Source organism: Pelovirga terrestris (genome assembly GCF_014773365.1).
GTDB lineage: Bacteria > Desulfobacterota > Desulfuromonadia > Desulfuromonadales > Geopsychrobacteraceae > Pelovirga > Pelovirga terrestris.
Genome location: NZ_JACWUN010000002.1, coordinates 1 through 17,976, shown reverse-complemented (window position 1 = coordinate 17,976; position 17,976 = coordinate 1). Strand labels below are relative to the sequence as shown.

Here is a 17,976-nt window from a genome sequence, read left to right as displayed (position 1 = left end):
AAAAAAGGCGGTAACAGACGGCAAACAAACGGGGAGGATCAAAGGATCCTCCCCGCCGCCGCTACTAAGATAAACCAAAGATGTCAGCACACAGCCTCAGGAGGAAACTGAAACCTGTCGTAGCAGGTCGAGCTGATCAAGAACGGCGCCGGAGCCAAGGACAACACAGGACAGGGGATCTTCGGCGATCAGCACCGGAAGTCCGGTTTCTTCGCGCAACAACAAATCAAGATTTTTCAGATAAGCGCCGCCACCGGCGAGAACGATCCCTTTATCGACGATATCCGCTGCCAGTTCCGGTGGGGTCCGTTCGAGGGAGATCCGCACCGCTTCAATGATCGTGCTGATCGGTTCCGACATGGCTTCACGAATCTCATCCGAATTGACTTCGAGGGTTTTAGGGATACCGCTGACCAGATCTCGCCCTTTGACTTCCATGGTCTGAAGATCATCTCCAGTGGAGTAGACACTACCAATGCCGATCTTGACCTGCTCCGCGGTACGTTCACCAATCAGCAGATTGTACTTGCGCTTGACATATTGAACAATCGCCTCGTCGAGTTTATCGCCGCCGACCCGAACACTTTGTGCATGGACAATACCGGCCAGCGAGATCACCGCAACCTCGGTAGTGCCGCCACCAATATCGACAATCAGGTTCCCTGACGCCTCGGTGATCGGTAAACCGGCACCAATCGCCGCTGCCATCGGCTCTTCGATAAGATACACCTCACGGGCGCCGGCAGACTCCGCTGATTCACGTACCGCACGTTTTTCTACCTGGGTAATGCCGGAAGGGACGCAAATAACAATGCGCGGACGCACGAGATTCTTACGATTATGGACCTTGCGGATAAAATAGCGCAACATCTCTTCGGCATAGTCGAAGTCAGCAATAACCCCATCCTTCATCGGCCGGATGGCAACGATGCTGCCGGGCGTCCGCCCGAGCATTTCCTTGGCATCCTTGCCCACGGCCAACACCCGGCGCTGCCCGGCGGCGCCGGTCTGAACGGCAACAACCGAGGGTTCACTGACAACAATCCCTTTGCCGCGCATAAAAACCAGGGTGTTGGCGGTACCTAAATCAATGGCCAGATCGTTCGAAAACAAACCTAAAAATGCGTCAAATATGTTAATCATTTATTGTCCTGTAAGCGCCACCGGCGCAGGAGGGATGAGTTACTTAAAAACGTTGAAAAACCTCGCCACTCTAGCAAAAGAGATTTCATTAGGCAAGGGTTATGAGAGCAAAAATTTCATTGCATTCAGGCAATTTTCTGTTCTATTGTTCGGGTTTATTTTTTAGATAAACCTCAGAAATTTTGCTGAAGGAGCTATATAAATAATGCTTGATATTGTCCGGTCCAAACAGAAGTCCTTTCTGATCAAGATTGCCTTTGTAGTTATTATTTTGAGTTTTGTTATCGGCTATACCATGCTGACCGCACCGACCGATCAGCGTTCTGATCGCAGTCGTGACGTAGCCGCGAGGGTCAATGGCGATGTCATCAGCTTTGCCGCCTACCAAAACGTTTACAGCAATCTGTACAGTCTCTATCAGAGCATTTATCAGGGGGCTTTTGATGCCAATCTGGAGCGTCAGTTGAATCTACCGCGCCAGGCGATGCAACAGCTGATTGAAGAACAACTGCTGGTCCAGATGGCTGAAAAACTCAACCTTCGTGTCACTAATCAGGAACTGGTCAACAGTATCGCCGCCTACGATGCTTTTCAGGTCAATGGCCAATTCAACCGTGATCGCTATGTGGAAGTGCTCAGCTATCAACGTATTTCACCAGAACAGTTTGAAGCATCACAGCGCCGCGAGCTGCTAACCCAAAAAGTGCGTGAACATCTCCAGCAGCAGGTTGCCACCACGCAGGACGACGTTATTGCTTTCTTTCACCGCGAAAACGACACGATCAATCTGGATTATGCCTGGTTAACGGCGGCCCTGGTCGAATCGAAAGTTCAAGTGAACGATATCGCCCTTGAGGAGTACTTCAACGCCAACCAGGAGGATTTTCGTATCCCCCAGCGGGTTTCCCTGCGCTATCTGCTGTTTGATCCGGCTCGTTATGAGGCCGAACTGGGTACCTTCAGCGAGGCCGATATGGATCGCTATTATCGCCGCAATCTTGAATTGTTTGAGGTCGAGGAACAGGTTAAAGCTGCCCACATCCTGCTGCAGCTTGGCCAGAACAGTGATCCCGACACGATTAACAAACGCCGTGAACTGGCCCAGGATATCCGACAACAGCTGCGCGAGGGCGCTGACTTTGCCCAGCTTGCAAAACGTCACTCCGACGATGCCGCCAATGCTGCTGATGGCGGGGACCTGGGCTACTTCGGCCGTGGCATAATGGTCAGTGAGTTTGAAACCGCGGCCTTTGCCTTACGCCCCGGGCAGATCAGCGATGTGGTTCAGACCCCTTTCGGATTCCACATTATCAAAGTGACCGACTATATTGCTGCGGGCTTTAAACCGCTGGTTGATGTGACGGATAGGATCAAAGCGGGGCTGACAATCGAAGAGTCCCGGCAGATGGCTTACGAAAAAGCCATGGATGCCTTTAATATAAACCGACGCGGCGGGGACCTGGACGCCGCAGCCAAAGAGAATGATCTGGGCATCAAGGAAACCGGTTTTTTTGCGGTTGACGAGCCCATTAATGGGCTCGGTCGGGTCGAAGAAATCGCTGCTGCGGCATTTTCACTCCAGCCCGGCGAACTGGCTCGCCCCATCATGACCACCAATGGAGTCTTACTTATTGCCCTGAAAGATCAGCAACCCAGCCGCCTGCCCGAATTGGCTGAGGTAAAAACCTCGGTTGAAAAGGCCTACCGTGAAGAGCAGGCCCAATCCCTGGCCTTTGAACTGGCCCGGAAGCTCCTTGAGCTTGCCCGCGAGCAACAGAATCTTGCTGCCGCAGCGGATCAGCTTGACCTGCGGATCGACAACACCGGCGATTTCAGTCGCAGCTCCGGCTACTTTATTCCCCGGATCGGGTCTTCCCAGGAATTGGCCGACGCCGCTTTTACATTGACGGAGGCCGATCCGGTTATCGACAACATTTTCACCTTCGACAACCGCTATCTGGTAGCTGCCCTCAAAACTGCCAGGCGTGCCGATTTTTCTGCCCTTAATGATGTCGACATCGCTCAACTGCGTGAGCGCTTATTACTTGAGAAAAAAGAACAAGCAGTCTCTGACACCCTGGACGAATTGTACCAGCAGGCACAGATAGAAATCATTGCTCCCGAACTTATAACGGCCTTTCAAAACTAGAGGTTTTCACCATGACTGCAGTCATCACTACAACCAACTGTCCGGAGTTAAAACTGATCAACCGCGGCAAGGTGCGCGACATTTATGATCTTGGCGAGCATCTGTTGATCGTTGCTACTGATCGTATTTCCGCCTTCGATGTCATTATGGATGAAGGAATCCCACAAAAAGGCTATGTCCTCACCGCCATTTCACGATTCTGGTTTGATCAGATGACCGACCTGATTCCCAACCATCTGGTTTCTACCAATATTGACGAGTTCCCCGCGATCACCCACCAGTACCGGGATCAGCTTGAGGGACGCAGCATGCTCGCCCGCAAGGCCCAGCCCCTTCCCATCGAATGTATCGTGCGCGGCTATCTTTCAGGCAGCGGCTGGAAAGAATACAAAAAGTCCGGATCGGTTTGCAGCATCCCCTTGCCGGCCGGGCTGAAAGAGAGCGACAAGTTACCGCAAACCCTGTTTACCCCTTCAACCAAGGCAGAGCTTGGTGAGCACGACGAAAATATCTCCTTTGATCAGGCCGCCGAGTTGTGCGGGCGCGAGATGGCAGAAAAGGTCCGCGATATCAGCATTGCCATTTACGAACGGGCACGCAACGTGGCCGACAAAAAGGGCATCATTATTGCTGACACAAAATTTGAGTTCGGTGTCCACCAGGGGGAACTGATCTGGATCGATGAGGCCCTGACCCCCGACTCCTCGCGCTTCTGGCCCAAAGACCTGTATGCTCCAGGGAGCGCCCAGCCAAGTTTCGACAAACAATTCCTGCGTGATTACCTTGAAACTCTTGACTGGGGTAAGCAGGCGCCGCCGCCCAAGCTGCCCGGGGAGATCGTCACGAAAACCGGCGAGAAATACCTCGAAGCCTTAAAACGCCTCACCTGTTAGATACAACATTGTTTTTCAACCAGGCCGCAACCCTGCTCTCATCGGGTGCGGCCTGGTTTTTTTATCGGCAATGTGAACTTTTGCACTAACAACGTTTGCCATCTACGTTCATTTATCTTATATTTCACGATAAATAACTTGGGTTTCATTGCCACGTGCACGGAAACCGCGTTTCTATAAGATCAACCCGGTTTTTTTGAATTATTTAAAACGTACTTCAACCGCGGCCACATCACCCTGAACCACATCAACTACTCTTGATCCGGGTGTGCTTTATTATCTATGAAACCTAGTTTTAAATATTGGATTTTTCTGGTTGCCATCTACTTTGCGGTCATCAGTATCATGGCCGCCAGCCTGATTGGTTCCTGGGCCAGCATTAATGAGTCACAACAGCTGGCGCTGCAGGAAATGCTGCCCAAACTGGTCCCCTTCCCCTTGCTCGGCTCCATTACCATTCTGTTTATTATCGGGGCCCTGATAAACCTGTTGTTTAATGATTACATCATGCCGATTCTGAAAATGGCAGAAAGTTCACGCATTATCACCACGGTCAACCCCGAGCACCGCATCGAACTGAAGGCCGCCTCCAAAGAGATTGAATATCTGGCTAAAATCATCAACCAATCGGCAGATGCCTATGCCGCCCTGCAAAAAAATGTCGATGCCCGGGTAGCCTCAGCCCAGGCCGCAATCAACGAGGAGCGGACTCGCCTCGCCGCTCTCATGTCGGAACTGCCCCATGGCGTTATCGTGTGCAACGGTGACGGCCAGGTTCTCCTTTACAATCAGCAGGCGCAGGAATTGATCAACAACAACTCCGGCAGCAAGCAGAACGCGCAAGGGCTCCTCGGTCTAGGGCGCTCGATCTTCGGCATCCTCGACCGCGATCAGATTGCCCACGGCCTTGAAATGCTCAACCGCTGCCATGCGACCGGACACTCCAAGCTGATCAATAATTCAATGATGACGCTGCGCAACGGGGCCTGCCTGCGGGTCAACATGGCGCCATTTTTCCTTGAGCAGGAAGAAAAGCACCTCATCTCCGGTTTTGTTCTCACCCTTGAAGACATGACCCGCCAGATAGAAGCTGACAGCCGCCGCGACATACTGATTCAATCGCTGATCGATGAGCAGCAAAAAGACCTTGAAGAAATTCGCAGCTCGATCACCTCCATCCTCGCCAAACCGCAGCACGACCCCGAGCAACTGCAGGAATACCGAAGGGTGATTGACCGCGCCTCCAGGGCATTGCAGGAAAAGGTGGTCGAAGCGCGCGCCAACTATGCCCTGCACCTTCATGCCTTAAGCAAAACCGAAAATGTGCTGGCCGAAAACCTGCTTGAGGTTATCAGTCAGAATATATCCGAGCGCTTCGACCTGCAGATTATCAACCTCGCCCCCCAGGGTATATGGCTGGAAATTGACAGCTATTCCATGGTCCAGGCTTTTTCCCATTTAGCCGGCCAACTCAGCAAACATTCGAGCTTGAAGGATGTTGTTCTGACCTTGACGATCAATGAACAACAGCAGATCGAGATCGTCATCAGCTGGCCGGGACAACATGCCGACCCGCGCCTTTTGACAAACTGGCAGCAGACCCCCCTGATCGCCGATACCAATGGTAAATTGCTGAGTTTTACTGACACCATTGAAAAGGCCTCGGGCGCCATCGACATCTTGCTGGACCATGAAAAACAAGCCTGTGGCATCCTGATCACCCTGCCACCGGTCGACCAGGAATGTCGCCTGGCGGTGCAGAGTGACATCGAACATCGTCCAATTTCCTATGAGTTTGATCTGTTTAATCGTGGTGAGGAGTGGGAGGAATTGGGGCAGACCCCGTTACGAAAATTAACCTATGTGGTCTTCGATACCGAAACCACCGGGCTTAATCCAACCCAGGGTGACGAAATTATTCAACTTGGTGCTATCCGGATTGTTAATGGCAATATTCTCTACCGCGAAATCATCGATCAGTTGATCGATCCACAACGTACGGTGCCGGCGGAATCGGTCGCCATTCATGGCATCCAGCCCCATCTGCTCAAAGGGCAGCCAACCATCGACAAGGTATTGCCACACTTTCAGAAGTTTTCGGAAAACTCTGTTCTGGTGGCCCATAATGCTGCATTCGACATGCGGTTTCTGCAGATTCAGGAAGAGCGCAGCGGTATCACCTTGACCAACCCGGTGCTGGACACCCTGCTCCTGTCATCGATCATTCACCCCAACCAGGGCAATCACTCCCTCGATGATCTGGCCAAGCGCTTCAACGTCACTATCGTCGGTCGGCACACCGCCCTGGGCGATTCCATCGTTACCGCTGAGGTGCTGCTTAAATTGATCCCGCTGTTGGAAGCCCACGAAATCTACACCCTGTCGGACGCCATTGCCGCCTCGGCCCAATCACAATATGCTAAGGTAGCCTATTAAGGGTTGATCCTGTAGTATTCCAGCGAAAAAGACCCTAGAGAAACCGGAAAGGATTGCGCAACAACCCGCGCACCCGCTGAACCAGGCCGTGGATACGCCCCAGCTGCAGTGCCACCTGCGGGACCCGGCCGAGGCCAAACAGCGCCACAAAGACGCCTCCTAACAGCACCAGCTCCCATATCCCCAAGCCCAGAATCATCAGACCTCCAGTTCCAGTAAACCGGCGCGTTGGTCCATCACTTCACCAATATGCCAGGCCATGATTCCACGCTGCTGCAGGCCCTCAAGACACCCATCCAGTTTCTCAGGAGCCAGCGCCAACAGTAAACCGCCAGAGGTCTGAGGATCACACAACAGATCAATCAACAACGGATCAAGCGGGCGCGGTTGGCGGCAGCGCGGCAGATAAAACTTCTGATTACGGTGCGAACCGACGGGCACCAGCCCGATTTCCGCCATCTCCAGAGCATGAGGATAAGCGGGAAGACGCGAAGCAAACAGGCGTAAACCGACCCGACTGGCTTCAGCCATTTCGGCGGCATGACCCACCAGGCCGAAACCGGTGATATCGGTAGCGGCAGAAGCACCAACCGCCACCATTACTTCAGAAGCATCCTTATTGAGTGCCACCATGCCGTCAATCGCAGCAACAAGATCGACCTCGGACAGCACCTCTCCTTTTAACGCGGTGGTTAACAAGCCGGTACCCAGGGGTTTGGTTAACACCAGCTGATCGCCGACTCCGGCTCCGCAAGTGGTCACCATGCGTGCCGGATCAACCGTACCAGTGACACTTAAACCGTATTTAGGTTCATCATCTTCAATCGAGTGACCACCTGCCACCACTGCCCCGGCCGCATGAACGCGCTCGGCCCCTCCACAGAGGATCTGAACAAGAATGCTCTGGTCCAGGCAACCGATCGGAAAGCAGACGACATTCATCGCCGTCAACGGCTTGGCACCCATGGCGTAGATATCCGAAAGGGAGTTGGCGGCGGCGATCTGGCCGTAACGATAAGGATCATCAACGACCGGAGTAAAGAAGTCGACCGATTGCACCAGTGCCAGCGACTCACTGAGACGATAAATAGCCGCATCGGCAAACGGAATTTCCTGCGACAGTAATGCAGGATGTTCACTCTGGGGGAGCTGACTCAGTACCTGGGTCAGGGTCTCAGGACCTATTTTTGCCGCTCAACCGGAACTGCGCGACAAGGAGGTCAGTCGAATACTCATGTTCATCCCTTAAATCATTTCAGTTCTACCCACTACCCACTACCCACTACCCACTACCCACTACCCACTACCCACTACCCACTACCCACTACCCACTACCCACTACCCACTACCCACTACCCACTACCATGAACCTACACTTCAGGCAACTGCCAGGCCACCCGATGGTCATCAATGCGGCGGGTGAATTTCAGGCTGTCGAACAGTTCCAGCAACGCCTGGGTCAGCTTACGACCACTGCCGAGTTGGTCACGAAACTGCGCCAGGGTCAGGGTGGGTTGCTGGTTAAAATGCTTGGCCAACAACTCTTCGGCCTGACGGTAATGCTCCCTGTGCAGGGAGCTCTCCTGGTTCAAACGCACCAACATGCCTTCCAGATACAGAAAGGAAAAATAAGCCTCTGCGTCGATATCCTCATAGCCCAGCTGCAACAGTACTTCCTGATTGTTCTTGACGTCAAACCCCGTCGAACGAAAATAGGCTTCAATGCGCGCGACAATCTGTTGTTGCTCCGGTTGCAACTGTGGTTGCCAACCGGGCGTGGCAATCACATCACGACATGGTGTCAGCAGCTTCTCATCAAACGCCCATTGCAGCAAGACCTCAAAACCCTTGGGTGCCAGTTTGGCTGAAAGCTGTGCCTGCAGCGTTGCTCGTGGCATGCCATGGCGCAAAGGATGTTGACGGTGATAATGACTGACGATGTCCGGCACTTGCTGCTTCCAGCTACGCAAGCGTTCACTGCTCACCCACTGCTCGGCCAACGGTTCGACGCGCCCCTGCTCGCGCAATGTTTCCAACCCCGCCAGCAGTTGATCCCGACCGGTCCCGGTCTGCTTTTCCAACTCTTTAAGGCGCGCCAGTTGCAGTTCATCGAGTTTCTGGAGCCAGAACCCCAGGTCTCCGGACAACAGTTCCTGCAAACGCTGGGTGACCTCAGGACGAAAACGTTTGTGCTTCTGCGGCTCAGCATCAATGACGACACCACCGCCGATGGTGTACATGGGGGAATAGGAACGGATAATAAAGCGGTCACCCCGATGCGCCAGAACCGGTTGATCGAGAGTCAACTGGACCAGAGCTTGCTCGCCACCCTCCATCTTTTCCCGGTCCAGCAGCACCACCCGGGCAACACTGCGTCCGGTGCCCAGATGAAAGTGAACCTGGTCACGAAATTTCAGTGGCCATGGGACTTCGGGCAACAACTGCAGCTGGACATCGATGCGTTGGGTCGCGCGAAACAACCCCGGAGTGCCCAGCACCGATCCACGCGGCACCTGCTCGCGGTTGATCCCGGCCAGATTCAGGGCCACCCGCTGACCGGCAAATACCTGGCTGACCTGCTGGTCATGCACCTGGGCTTCACGCACCCGCGCGGTGACTCCGGCCGGCTGGATTTCAAGATTGTCACCGGTTGCAATGGTGCCACTAGTCAGGGTGCCGGTTACAACCGTACCAAAACCACTGATACTGAAACAACGGTCGACCGGCAAACGCACGGCACCGCTGTTGTCGCGCGGCTCAACCCGGCGCAATTGCCGGCGGATGGTTTCCAGCAACGCGTCCAGCCCCTCTCCGGCCAGGGCCGAAACGCGACAGCAGGGAGCTTCTGCCAAAAAGGTACCAGCCACCTGCTCACGAATCTCTTCCTCAACAATATCAAGCCAGTCCGGTTCCACCAGATCACATTTGGAGATCACCAGGATGCCATTCTGCAATGTCAGCAGTTCCATGATCTGCAGATGCTCACGGGTCTGCTGCATCACCCCTTCGTTAGCATCAACCACCAACAGCACCAGATCGATACCGGCGATGCCACTGAGCATCTGCGGGATGAATTTTTCATGACCGGGCACATCGACGACCCCGGCAATCTGACCATGACCGAGATCGAGACGGGCAAACCCCAGTTCGATGGAAATCCCCCGTTTTTTCTCTTCGCTCAGGCGATCGGTTTCAACCCCGGTCAAGGCCCGGATCAGCGCCGTCTTACCATGATCAACATGGCCGGCAGTACCGATGATATAATGTCCCTGATGGTTCAGCACGACTCCTCACCCACCAACGCCGCCACCAGTAATTGGGCCAGCAGACAATCTTCTGCGGCAAACACCGCCCGCAGATTTACCAGCAGAGCATCATCACGAATCCGGGCAATCAGCGCTGGCGTATAGTCGCGCAAACGCGCCGCAAGTTTGGCAACACTGAGATGGTGAGGCCTGATAGCGACCGCCCAATCAGCCAGCTCCGTCAGGGGCATCGCCCCGCCACCAACCCGTGCCACATCTTCCACCAGGGTTACTTCTGCCGCCACCGGTGCATCCAGCAAACATTGTCGTAGAGTTTCACAACGCCCTTTTTGTTGTTGAAGCTCGGCAGCAAACATAGATAACACGGGGACCGCCCTAGCGGCCTGACACGGCTGCAGATAAAGCCGCAAGGTCGTTTCAAGAGCGGCCAGGGTCAGTTTATCAATACGTAAGGCCCGTGCCAGTGGATGTTTGGCAATCTTGCGGATGAGATCCTTGCGGCCAACAATCAGTCCCGCCTGTGGTCCACCCAGCAGCTTGTCCCCGCTGAAGGTCACAACATCCACCCCGGAGCGCACAACGTCACCAACCGTAGGTTCAGCGGCCAGGCCATAAGAGCTTAAATCGGTGAGCAGGCCGCTGCCGAGATCTTCCATAACGATCAACTGATGTTCACGCCCAAGCCCTACCAGTTCGGCGGAAGTGACCTCACCACTGAAACCGACTATCCGGTAATTGCTGGTATGAACCTTGAGCAGAATAGCGGTCTGTTCCGTGATAGCCTGAACATAATCCCGCCGATGGGTACGGTTGGTACTGCCGACCTCGCGCAACAGCACCCCACCGGCCTCCATCACCTCGGGAATCCGGAAAGCGCCACCGATTTCCACCAGCTCACCACGGGAAACAATTGCTTCGCGACCACGACCCAGGGCGGTGAGTGCCAACAGCACCGCACCGGCATTATTATTCACCACCAGCGCAGCTTCGGCACCGGTCAAGCGACACAGCAACCTCTCAACATGGCGGTAACGCTCACCGCGCTTGCCATTGCTCATGTCCATTTCGAGGGTGGAATAGCCGCTGGCGACATCATGAATCGCCCGCAAGGCCTGGGGAGCCAGAGGCGCCCGCCCGAGGTTGGTATGCAGCAGGGTCCCGGTGGCATTAATCACTTTACGCAAGGAGGGCTTGAGCAGATCGCGACAATAGGCAGCTGCGGCATTGGCGATGGCAGCAGGTTCAAGCGCCGCACCGGCAACGGCTGATGCCCCGCCGCCAAGCAACTGCCGACGCAAATAATCAATGTGCTGGTGCACGGCCTCCGCCAGAATATCAGCGGACAATTGATCAGTCAGCGCTTGCAGCTCCGCTTCACGCAACACCCGATCAACCGCCGGGAGATGTCGTAACAGATTTTGTCGTTCGCTCATGCGTTCACCCTTGTAATAATCACATCAATACCTGCATGTGTTCTGCAGCGACTAACAGGGACCTATTCACTTTTTTTTGCGAGCGGAGTCTAACACGACACTAATCAGATGACTAGACCAGTAGCGCCTGCCATTAGCGCAAAGCGGTTTTTTCCTGTTGACAGGTCAACTCGGGGTTTGTTATAACTCGCTCACTTCAAATGGGGCTGTAGCTCAGTTGGGAGAGCGTTTGACTGGCAGTCAAAAGGTCCGCGGTTCGATCCCGCGTAGCTCCACCATTAAAAGTAAAAGGGGTCAGCTTTCACGCTGACCCCTTTTTTGTTTTTTTATTTCTACCACGCATCCTGTGTCGACCATGAAGACAACCAGCTTTACCCTGACAACCTTCGATCCCCTGGCACTCTACCTGAGCTGTGTACCGGACGGCCCCGGTTTGCTCGAATCCCTGAACCCCCTGACCAAAACCGGACGTTATTCCATCGTCCCCTTGCGCCGGCAAGAGCTATATACCCTGGCCAACCATCAACTGCACTGGCAGCATCCGGATGGGAGCCAAAGCAGCTCAGATCAACCCATGAAAACCCTGGCACAGATATTGGCAGAACGCCGCTGCCCACGCTCTGCTGAAACCCCCTTCCCCGGTGGCTTTTTCGGGTTTTTCGGCTATGACCTGGCCAGACAAATTGAAGACTTGCCCTATCAGGCAACCCGTGATCTGCCCCTGGCTGATCTGTATCTGAACTGGGTTGATGTAACCGCGGTTTACGACCATCACCAGCAGCTGATGACCCTGGCCACCCTTGATAACAGTGTCGACCTGCAGCACTGGCGAGAGCAGGTGCTGCTTTCCCAGATCAGTCCACCACCGGAAACTCCCTTGTCTCTGCGTCAGGAACCTCAAGGGGTCATGACGCAGCAGGATTTCATCGCCATAGTTAAGCGCGCCAGGGACTACATCGCCGCCGGTGATATTTACCAGGTCAACCTCTCCTGCCGTTTTGATGCAGTCGTGGACGGATCTGCCGGCGAACTCTACCGGCGCCTCCGGCAGATCAACCCGGCGCCCTTTGCTTGCCTGCTCAAGTTTGGTGAAGTTGAGATCATTTCCAGTTCCCCGGAACGCCTGGTGTCACTGCGCGATGGCATCGCCCAGACCCGCCCTATCGCCGGCACCCGCCCACGTGGTTTTACTCCACCGGAAGATCACCAACTGGGCAAGGAGCTTCTCGGCCATCCCAAGGAGCGAGCAGAACACATCATGTTGCTCGATCTGGAACGCAACGACCTGGGCAAGGTCTGCCAGGGCGGTACGGTGGTAGTGGATGAACTGATGGTGCTCGAGCGCTACTCCCATGTCACCCACATTGTCTCCAATGTCAGGGCAACCTTACGACCCGACTGCACCGCCATTGACCTGCTCAAGGCAACCTTTCCCGGCGGCACCATCACCGGCGTTCCGAAAAAACGCTGTATGGAGATCATTGATGAACTCGAACCGATGGGGCGTGGCAGCTATACCGGCAGTGCCGGGTACATCAGCGCCTGCGGCAGTGCGGATCTAAACATCCTGATCCGCGGCTTTCAGCGCATTGGTAACCACCTGAGCTATCAGACCGGCGCCGGGATTGTCGCTGACTCGGTACCTGAACGGGAATGGCAGGAGTGTCTGGACAAAGGCAAGGCCCTGTCTGCCCTGCTCCATAGCCTGGAGAGGTGATGTATGCTGACCTGCCTTAACGGACAATTCATCTCGCAGGAAGAAGCCCGGGTAGCTGTCAATGATGGTGCTTTTCTCTATGGTGACAGCCTTTTTGAGACGATCAAGGCGCGCCGACAGCAGATCCTGCTCCTTGATCAGCACCTGGATCGGATTGAGCAATCAGCACAGTTGCTTGAGTTTCCCTGCCCACGCTCAGCCATTGCAACAGCAATAAGACAATTGTCCATGCGCCTGACGGCTGCGGCTTCTCGCATCCGTCTGACATTAAGCCGGGGGTCATACCAGGGCCTGGTACGCCCTGCCCACAAGCAAGGATGGTTCCTGCTCACGGCGGTTTCTTATAACGAAATGGATGAACCTCGCCGCGTGCAAGGGTTCAACTGCTGTCTTGCCCCCAACCAACGCGTTAATCCATTTTCTCATCTACCCCAGCTTAAACTCGGCAACTACGCCGATTGCCTCTACGCCCGCAACCATGCCCGTCAGCAAGAGGTTGAAGAAGCTCTTTTTCTCGATCGCAACGGCAACCTGCTCGAAGGAGCAACCAGCAACATCTTTGCCATCATCGACAACCAGCTTGTTACCCCACCCCTCGGCAATCTGGTACTGAACGGTATCATGCGCCACCAGGTGATCGACGCAGCAGGTGAACTTGGTATCCTCTGCGGTGAATCCTCCCTGCCCTTGGCAGATGCCATCAAGGCAACTGAGGTATTTATCTGCAACTCCCTGATCGATCTGGTTCCGGTCAACACCATTGACGGTAAGTCGATCAACCGGGGAAGATTATGGAAAGACATCTACAAACGTATTTCCCTGCGCATAGACCCTTGACAAACAAATCCTGCTCACTATAATCGTCGAACCATGCCGAAGTGGTGGAATTGGTAGACACGTCGGTCTCAAACACCGATGGCGCGAGCCGTGCCGGTTCGATTCCGGCCTTCGGTACCACATTGCTAAAAAAGCCTCCGATTCGTTGGGGGCTTTTTTATCTCTCTTTTGTGCGAACAACCATCCGGCCCATGAAAACCATCACCTGCAAGCACTGTTCTGCCAAACACCCACGTAACAGCCTCAAAAGGCTGTGCGGCAACTGTTTTGCCTGCACTGGTTGTGAAATCTACCGGTGCCCGGCCTGTGGTAACAGAATTGTCATTACACCACTGCGCTCGCCGGATCTTTCCTAACGTTCCCGACGTCACCAATCCAGCCTCATCCATGCCACAGGGTTGGGGCTTCGGCGCTGAACAATTGTGAACAGATACTGTTTTGGCTGAAACGGTGGTAAGTTGGAAGTGGAACTTGTCTCACGTAACAGCTTGATAAGAGGCTGGGAGTTATTGAATGGCAACTTTGTATATTAATCTTTTTCTTAAAGTCTTTCTTATTTTTACTCCTTTTTTCGTCATTTCCGCTTTTTTGTCCCTGACCAAGGATGACTCCCTGGCGGAACGGCGCAGAATAGCCGTCAAAATCTCCCTGGCCGTTGCCATCAGCTGCTTTGTCCTGTTTTTCTTCGGCACCTACATTTTTGCCCTCTTCGGCATCACTCTCGACGCTTTCCGTATTGGTGCCGGGGCCGTACTGTTTCTCTCTGCTGTTTCAATGATTCAAGGTAAAGCCACAGTATCACCACAAACCTCAAGGGAAGATGTTGCCGTTGTTCCCCTGGCTATACCGATCACCGTTGGTCCGGGAACAATCGGGGTCATGCTGGTTTTGGGAGCTGATCTTGTTACTCTGGGCGAGAAGTTTGTTGCCGGACTGGCCCTGTTGAGCGCGGTTGTGGTGTTGGGAGGATTACTCTTGATTGCCGGACGCCTGGAAAAGGTTCTCGGCCAACAGGGCCTGACCATCCTGACCAAGCTGACCGGACTCTTTGTCTCGGCGATTGCCGCCCAGATCTTTTTTACCGGACTTAAAAACTTTTTGGCCTGATACCAGCGCCCCTTCCTGTCCATCAAAAACGCAATATTCTTGACATGATCATCCTGGTTGTGCGCGACAATATTGAAGGTCATGCGCCAGGGCTCCGAGAGATTGCATATGTAGTTTTCCACCACCTGCTTGCCGATCTCGAACGGACTGGGCTGACGCGCCCGGTGAGGTCCCAGCGCCGGCGGCCCAGACGATGGCCGATATCTGCCAAAAGTATCTTGTCGCTCATATGGCGAATAATACCCAGAATTAAATCTTTTTTCGCCAAAGCAAGCGAATTAATACACAAAACAAAGGCACAAAGGTCGTCAAAGTTGTCGAGTTACAGGCTTCATCAGGCTTTTATCGTCAGATTTGACGATAAAATGTTTTTGGACACACTGTGAAAAACGTCCGCACGAACAGGATCAACAACGGGCAGAATGATGTTTGTGTCCCAACCATTTAGGCAGATCATCATCAATATCGATCACCCGCTGGCCGTAGAAAATATGGCAGGTCGGTTTGAAACTTTGCGGTATCGTGGCCGGCTGTCCAAAATCGAACAGCGCAGGAAAAGCGAGCCACATCCGGCGCCCCTCATCCGCTATCAGGGTTCCGCAGTGGCTGCAACTGACCTTGCAGGGCAGCACGCGCGCGATGAGGTCCCGATCACTATAGTAAAAGCGTAACAGATCTGTCCCGGCGGTGAAGCGTACATGCTGTTTGTGAAAGAGAGCAGCCCATTGCATCGGCGCCCCATGCAGGGTTTGACAGGCTTTGCAATGGCAGAGTTTGGCATCCACCGGCTCAGCGCTCACCTCGTAGCGAACCCTGCCGCAAAAACACGCTGCCCGGAACAGGGGAACAAAGGTCGTATCGTCAAGGGATGCGTACGCAGTTCCGAGGGGGTGGGTGTCTGAAAACATGATGTAACCCTCTCTATGAATGCAGTCCCGATGGATTCAATTTTTCGGTAGCTCTATTCACATGCTGATGACATAAAACCGTTCATCAAAGTATTCCTTCAGTACCGGCTTGACCCTCTGCCAGTCGACACCACCGTGGGTCTACCGAATATTCCTATCTTGTGCTCTCGTCATTCCCACACTCCAGCGGATAAAGCGCCAGACGTGTCGTCAGAGACGTCTGATTTAAATATGCTTGCATTGCCGGAAGTTCTTCTCAAAGCCCAAGGAATGAATATCCTGAACGGCAGCAAGCTCTTCTGTCAAATCTGCCAACCGCATCTCGATATCCCACCCTTCACAATCCGTGGCATTTTCGAGTGCTTGTACCAGCAACTGCTGTGCCCGTTGAAAATCAGGGCGAAGATTGAAGCGTTGACTGTCAAAACTCAATGCGCTCGACAGAATCGCATACCCCTGTGCGGTATCTGGATGTTGTTTAATGAATTCCTGGATGTGTGAAAAAGCTTCGTCCGATTTGCCAAGCACCAACAGAAGATAAAATATGCTCTCGTGTAAATTATTCTGCAAGACCGGATTCATGGCCGGGAAGCGTTCAATAACCTGCCGACAAAATTGCAGGCCATTTTTAACAGCAAAAAGATTGTGATGCAGATTTTCTTCGATCAGGCTTTGATAGTCCTGCAACCAGTTACTGAAGAAATCACAGTTTGCAAACAGCCCTTCATATTCTCTGCTTCCAGGATCATCAACGCCCTCGGGAAGAAAATCTTGAGCTGTCTGCCAGGCATTCCACCAGCAGTCCAGGGCGCGATGCGGCCAATGCTGATCCTGGTAATAATACCCGGCAGCAAGCCATTCATCGGCTAGTTCCAACCCCTCGGCAGATACCGAGGTAGCTTCTATAAGTGCTTGATTCTGCTGATCAATACAACATTTCTTGTATTTTTTTCCACTCCCGCAGGGACAGGGCTCGTTACGACCGATCTTAACGGCTTTCGGTAAGGATTTTTTCAGGCGTGCCGCGCGTGGCTCCCGCAACAGCTCCACAGAATCAGGATCGGGATGATCGTTCTGCTTATCCCAATTTTGGACAAAAAAGGACATCTCACCCTCGGCCTTAAAAGACTCTGATTTGTCCTTAATGCGGGTCAACTGTTTTTCCACAACAGAACGATTCAATCCAGTTTTAACCTCTTCAAGGGTTTGAGAGCCCGGATGAGCCCACCCCCGCTGATAGGCACGCTCAATCCAGGGTAGCGCTTCGTGGAGACCCAGGTCCTCCGCAAGTGAGACGGTGTCATCCCAGACATAGGAGGGCCTGTGTTCCAATCTGTGTTCCAGCAAATCGAGACAATAGCGCTTCATCTCATTTAATTCGACACCCCCTGTCCCCACCAGAACATAGAGTGCCTGTAAAGACGCGCAGCGGGCGAATTCATAAAGGGTTTCATCCTCAATGAGGGATTTGATCTCGTTGATCCGCCCGGCGCAGGTGCGCGCCAGCATCTCCTTCATGTTTTCAGTCAGGATGTCCCCAAGCAGGTCACTTAGTATCAGGTTTGGCAGACGGAGAATCCTGACATAACGTTCAAAAGCTGCGTCACTTTGCCTTTCTGCACACAGAAATAGTGAATATAAAAACAGTGCTGTCCGTTCTTTGTCCAATGGGGGTTGATCTATGCACCGATCCAGCTCCGCCAGCAAAACCGGCTCAGCTTCATGCCAGTTATTGCGGATGAAATTCAGCGCATCTCTTGGGACTTTCGGGGAAAAGGGCTTCAGGGCATTCAGTGCTTGATCCAGGGTCATATTAAAAACTCCATACTTGCTGACAATTGCGGTTGGGACAGCCAGACAGTCTCGCGGTCCAGCTGGACATCAAGACGGGTTTTTCCATCAGAGGCGTGATTAATAAGGGTATCATTTGGCTCATTAGGTTGCAATTCGTCCTCCGTAGCCCAAATCCACCACCTGAAAAAGCATAGATGGTCGCGACGTCTTTTTTAAGATATTTTTTCCTGCCTATACCCTGTTTTTACGTTACGTCAGGGTGAAAAATGTCGGATTTAGAAAAAATCGGCCTT

12 protein-coding genes, 2 tRNA genes and 2 pseudogenes are annotated in these 17,976 nt (G+C 53.4%); 8 read left to right on the top strand and 8 right to left on the bottom strand.

The features are described from left to right. Positions 1–96: 96 nt before the first annotated feature. A complete protein-coding gene (locus ICT70_RS01655; RefSeq protein ID WP_224746748.1) occupies positions 97–1,143 on the bottom strand; it encodes a rod shape-determining protein in 1,047 nt (348 codons plus the stop codon). 205 nt (positions 1,144–1,348) lie between these two features. On the opposite strand from ICT70_RS01655, the gene ICT70_RS01650 reads away from it, so the two are divergent. The 3 genes from ICT70_RS01650 (at position 1,349) to ICT70_RS01640 (ending at position 6,621) form a co-directional block, all read left to right on the top strand. Beyond that, entirely contained in the window at positions 1,349–3,292 is a 1,944-nt protein-coding gene (locus tag ICT70_RS01650) for a SurA N-terminal domain-containing protein (protein WP_191153650.1), read from the top strand. A gap of 11 nt (positions 3,293–3,303) precedes the next feature. Then, the gene (locus ICT70_RS01645) at positions 3,304–4,185 is read left to right on the top strand and encodes a phosphoribosylaminoimidazolesuccinocarboxamide synthase (protein WP_191153649.1); all 882 of its coding nucleotides are present in this window, start codon (positions 3,304–3,306) and stop codon (positions 4,183–4,185) included. Between the two features lie 282 nt (positions 4,186–4,467). Continuing rightward, entirely contained in the window at positions 4,468–6,621 is a 2,154-nt protein-coding gene (locus tag ICT70_RS01640; protein WP_191153648.1) for a 3'-5' exonuclease, read from the top strand. 34 nt (positions 6,622–6,655) lie between these two features. Here ICT70_RS01640 and ICT70_RS01635 read toward each other — a convergent pair whose 3' ends face one another. The 4 genes from ICT70_RS01635 to selA all read right to left on the bottom strand — a co-directional run bounded on the left by ICT70_RS01635 (position 6,656) and on the right by selA (position 11,320). Continuing rightward, on the bottom strand, positions 6,656–6,820 hold the full coding sequence (locus tag ICT70_RS01635) for a Sec-independent protein translocase family protein (RefSeq protein WP_191153647.1): 165 nt from the start codon (positions 6,818–6,820) through the stop codon (positions 6,656–6,658). Beyond that, positions 6,820–7,857 (bottom strand): selenide, water dikinase SelD, encoded by a 1,038-nt coding sequence (gene selD / locus ICT70_RS01630; protein ID WP_191153646.1) that lies wholly within the window; start codon positions 7,855–7,857, stop codon positions 6,820–6,822. Before selD ends, ICT70_RS01635 begins: the two co-directional genes overlap by 1 nt. A gap of 134 nt (positions 7,858–7,991) precedes the next feature. Next, positions 7,992–9,905 (bottom strand): selenocysteine-specific translation elongation factor, encoded by a 1,914-nt coding sequence (selB, locus tag ICT70_RS01625; RefSeq protein WP_337906518.1) that lies wholly within the window; start codon positions 9,903–9,905, stop codon positions 7,992–7,994. After that, positions 9,899–11,320, bottom strand: a complete 1,422-nt coding sequence (gene selA / locus ICT70_RS01620; RefSeq protein ID WP_191153645.1) for an L-seryl-tRNA(Sec) selenium transferase — start codon at positions 11,318–11,320, stop codon at positions 9,899–9,901. Before selA ends, selB begins: the two co-directional genes overlap by 7 nt. A gap of 202 nt (positions 11,321–11,522) precedes the next feature. On the opposite strand from selA, the gene ICT70_RS01615 reads away from it, so the two are divergent. The 5 genes from ICT70_RS01615 to ICT70_RS01595 all read left to right on the top strand — a co-directional run bounded on the left by ICT70_RS01615 (position 11,523) and on the right by ICT70_RS01595 (position 14,981). Beyond that, positions 11,523–11,598: transfer RNA gene (locus tag ICT70_RS01615), tRNA-Ala, on the top strand. 77 nt (positions 11,599–11,675) lie between these two features. Beyond that, a complete protein-coding gene (locus tag ICT70_RS01610) occupies positions 11,676–13,037 on the top strand; it encodes an anthranilate synthase component I family protein (protein WP_191153644.1) in 1,362 nt (453 codons plus the stop codon). A gap of 3 nt (positions 13,038–13,040) precedes the next feature. Further along, positions 13,041–13,874: an aminotransferase class IV gene (locus tag ICT70_RS01605; RefSeq protein ID WP_191153643.1), complete on the top strand. Its 834-nt coding sequence runs from the start codon at positions 13,041–13,043 to the stop codon at positions 13,872–13,874. A gap of 35 nt (positions 13,875–13,909) precedes the next feature. After that, a tRNA-Leu gene (locus tag ICT70_RS01600) sits at positions 13,910–13,994 on the top strand. 393 nt (positions 13,995–14,387) lie between these two features. Next, positions 14,388–14,981, top strand: a complete 594-nt coding sequence (locus ICT70_RS01595) for a MarC family protein (RefSeq protein ID WP_191153642.1) — start codon at positions 14,388–14,390, stop codon at positions 14,979–14,981. Between the two features lie 407 nt (positions 14,982–15,388). On the opposite strand, the gene ICT70_RS01585 is transcribed toward ICT70_RS01595, so the two are convergent. The 3 genes and pseudogenes from ICT70_RS01585 to ICT70_RS15220 form a co-directional block, all read right to left on the bottom strand. Beyond that, complete coding sequence (locus ICT70_RS01585; RefSeq protein WP_191153641.1) at positions 15,389–15,889, bottom strand: GFA family protein; 501 nt, start codon at positions 15,887–15,889, stop codon at positions 15,389–15,391. A gap of 930 nt (positions 15,890–16,819) precedes the next feature. Next, a pseudogene (locus tag ICT70_RS15225) lies at positions 16,820–16,921 on the bottom strand (SEC-C metal-binding domain-containing protein); the annotation flags it as partial. 111 nt (positions 16,922–17,032) lie between these two features. Then, positions 17,033–17,701 (bottom strand): annotated as a pseudogene (locus ICT70_RS15220) (DUF1186 domain-containing protein); the annotation flags it as partial. Between the last annotated feature and the right edge of the window lie 275 nt (positions 17,702–17,976).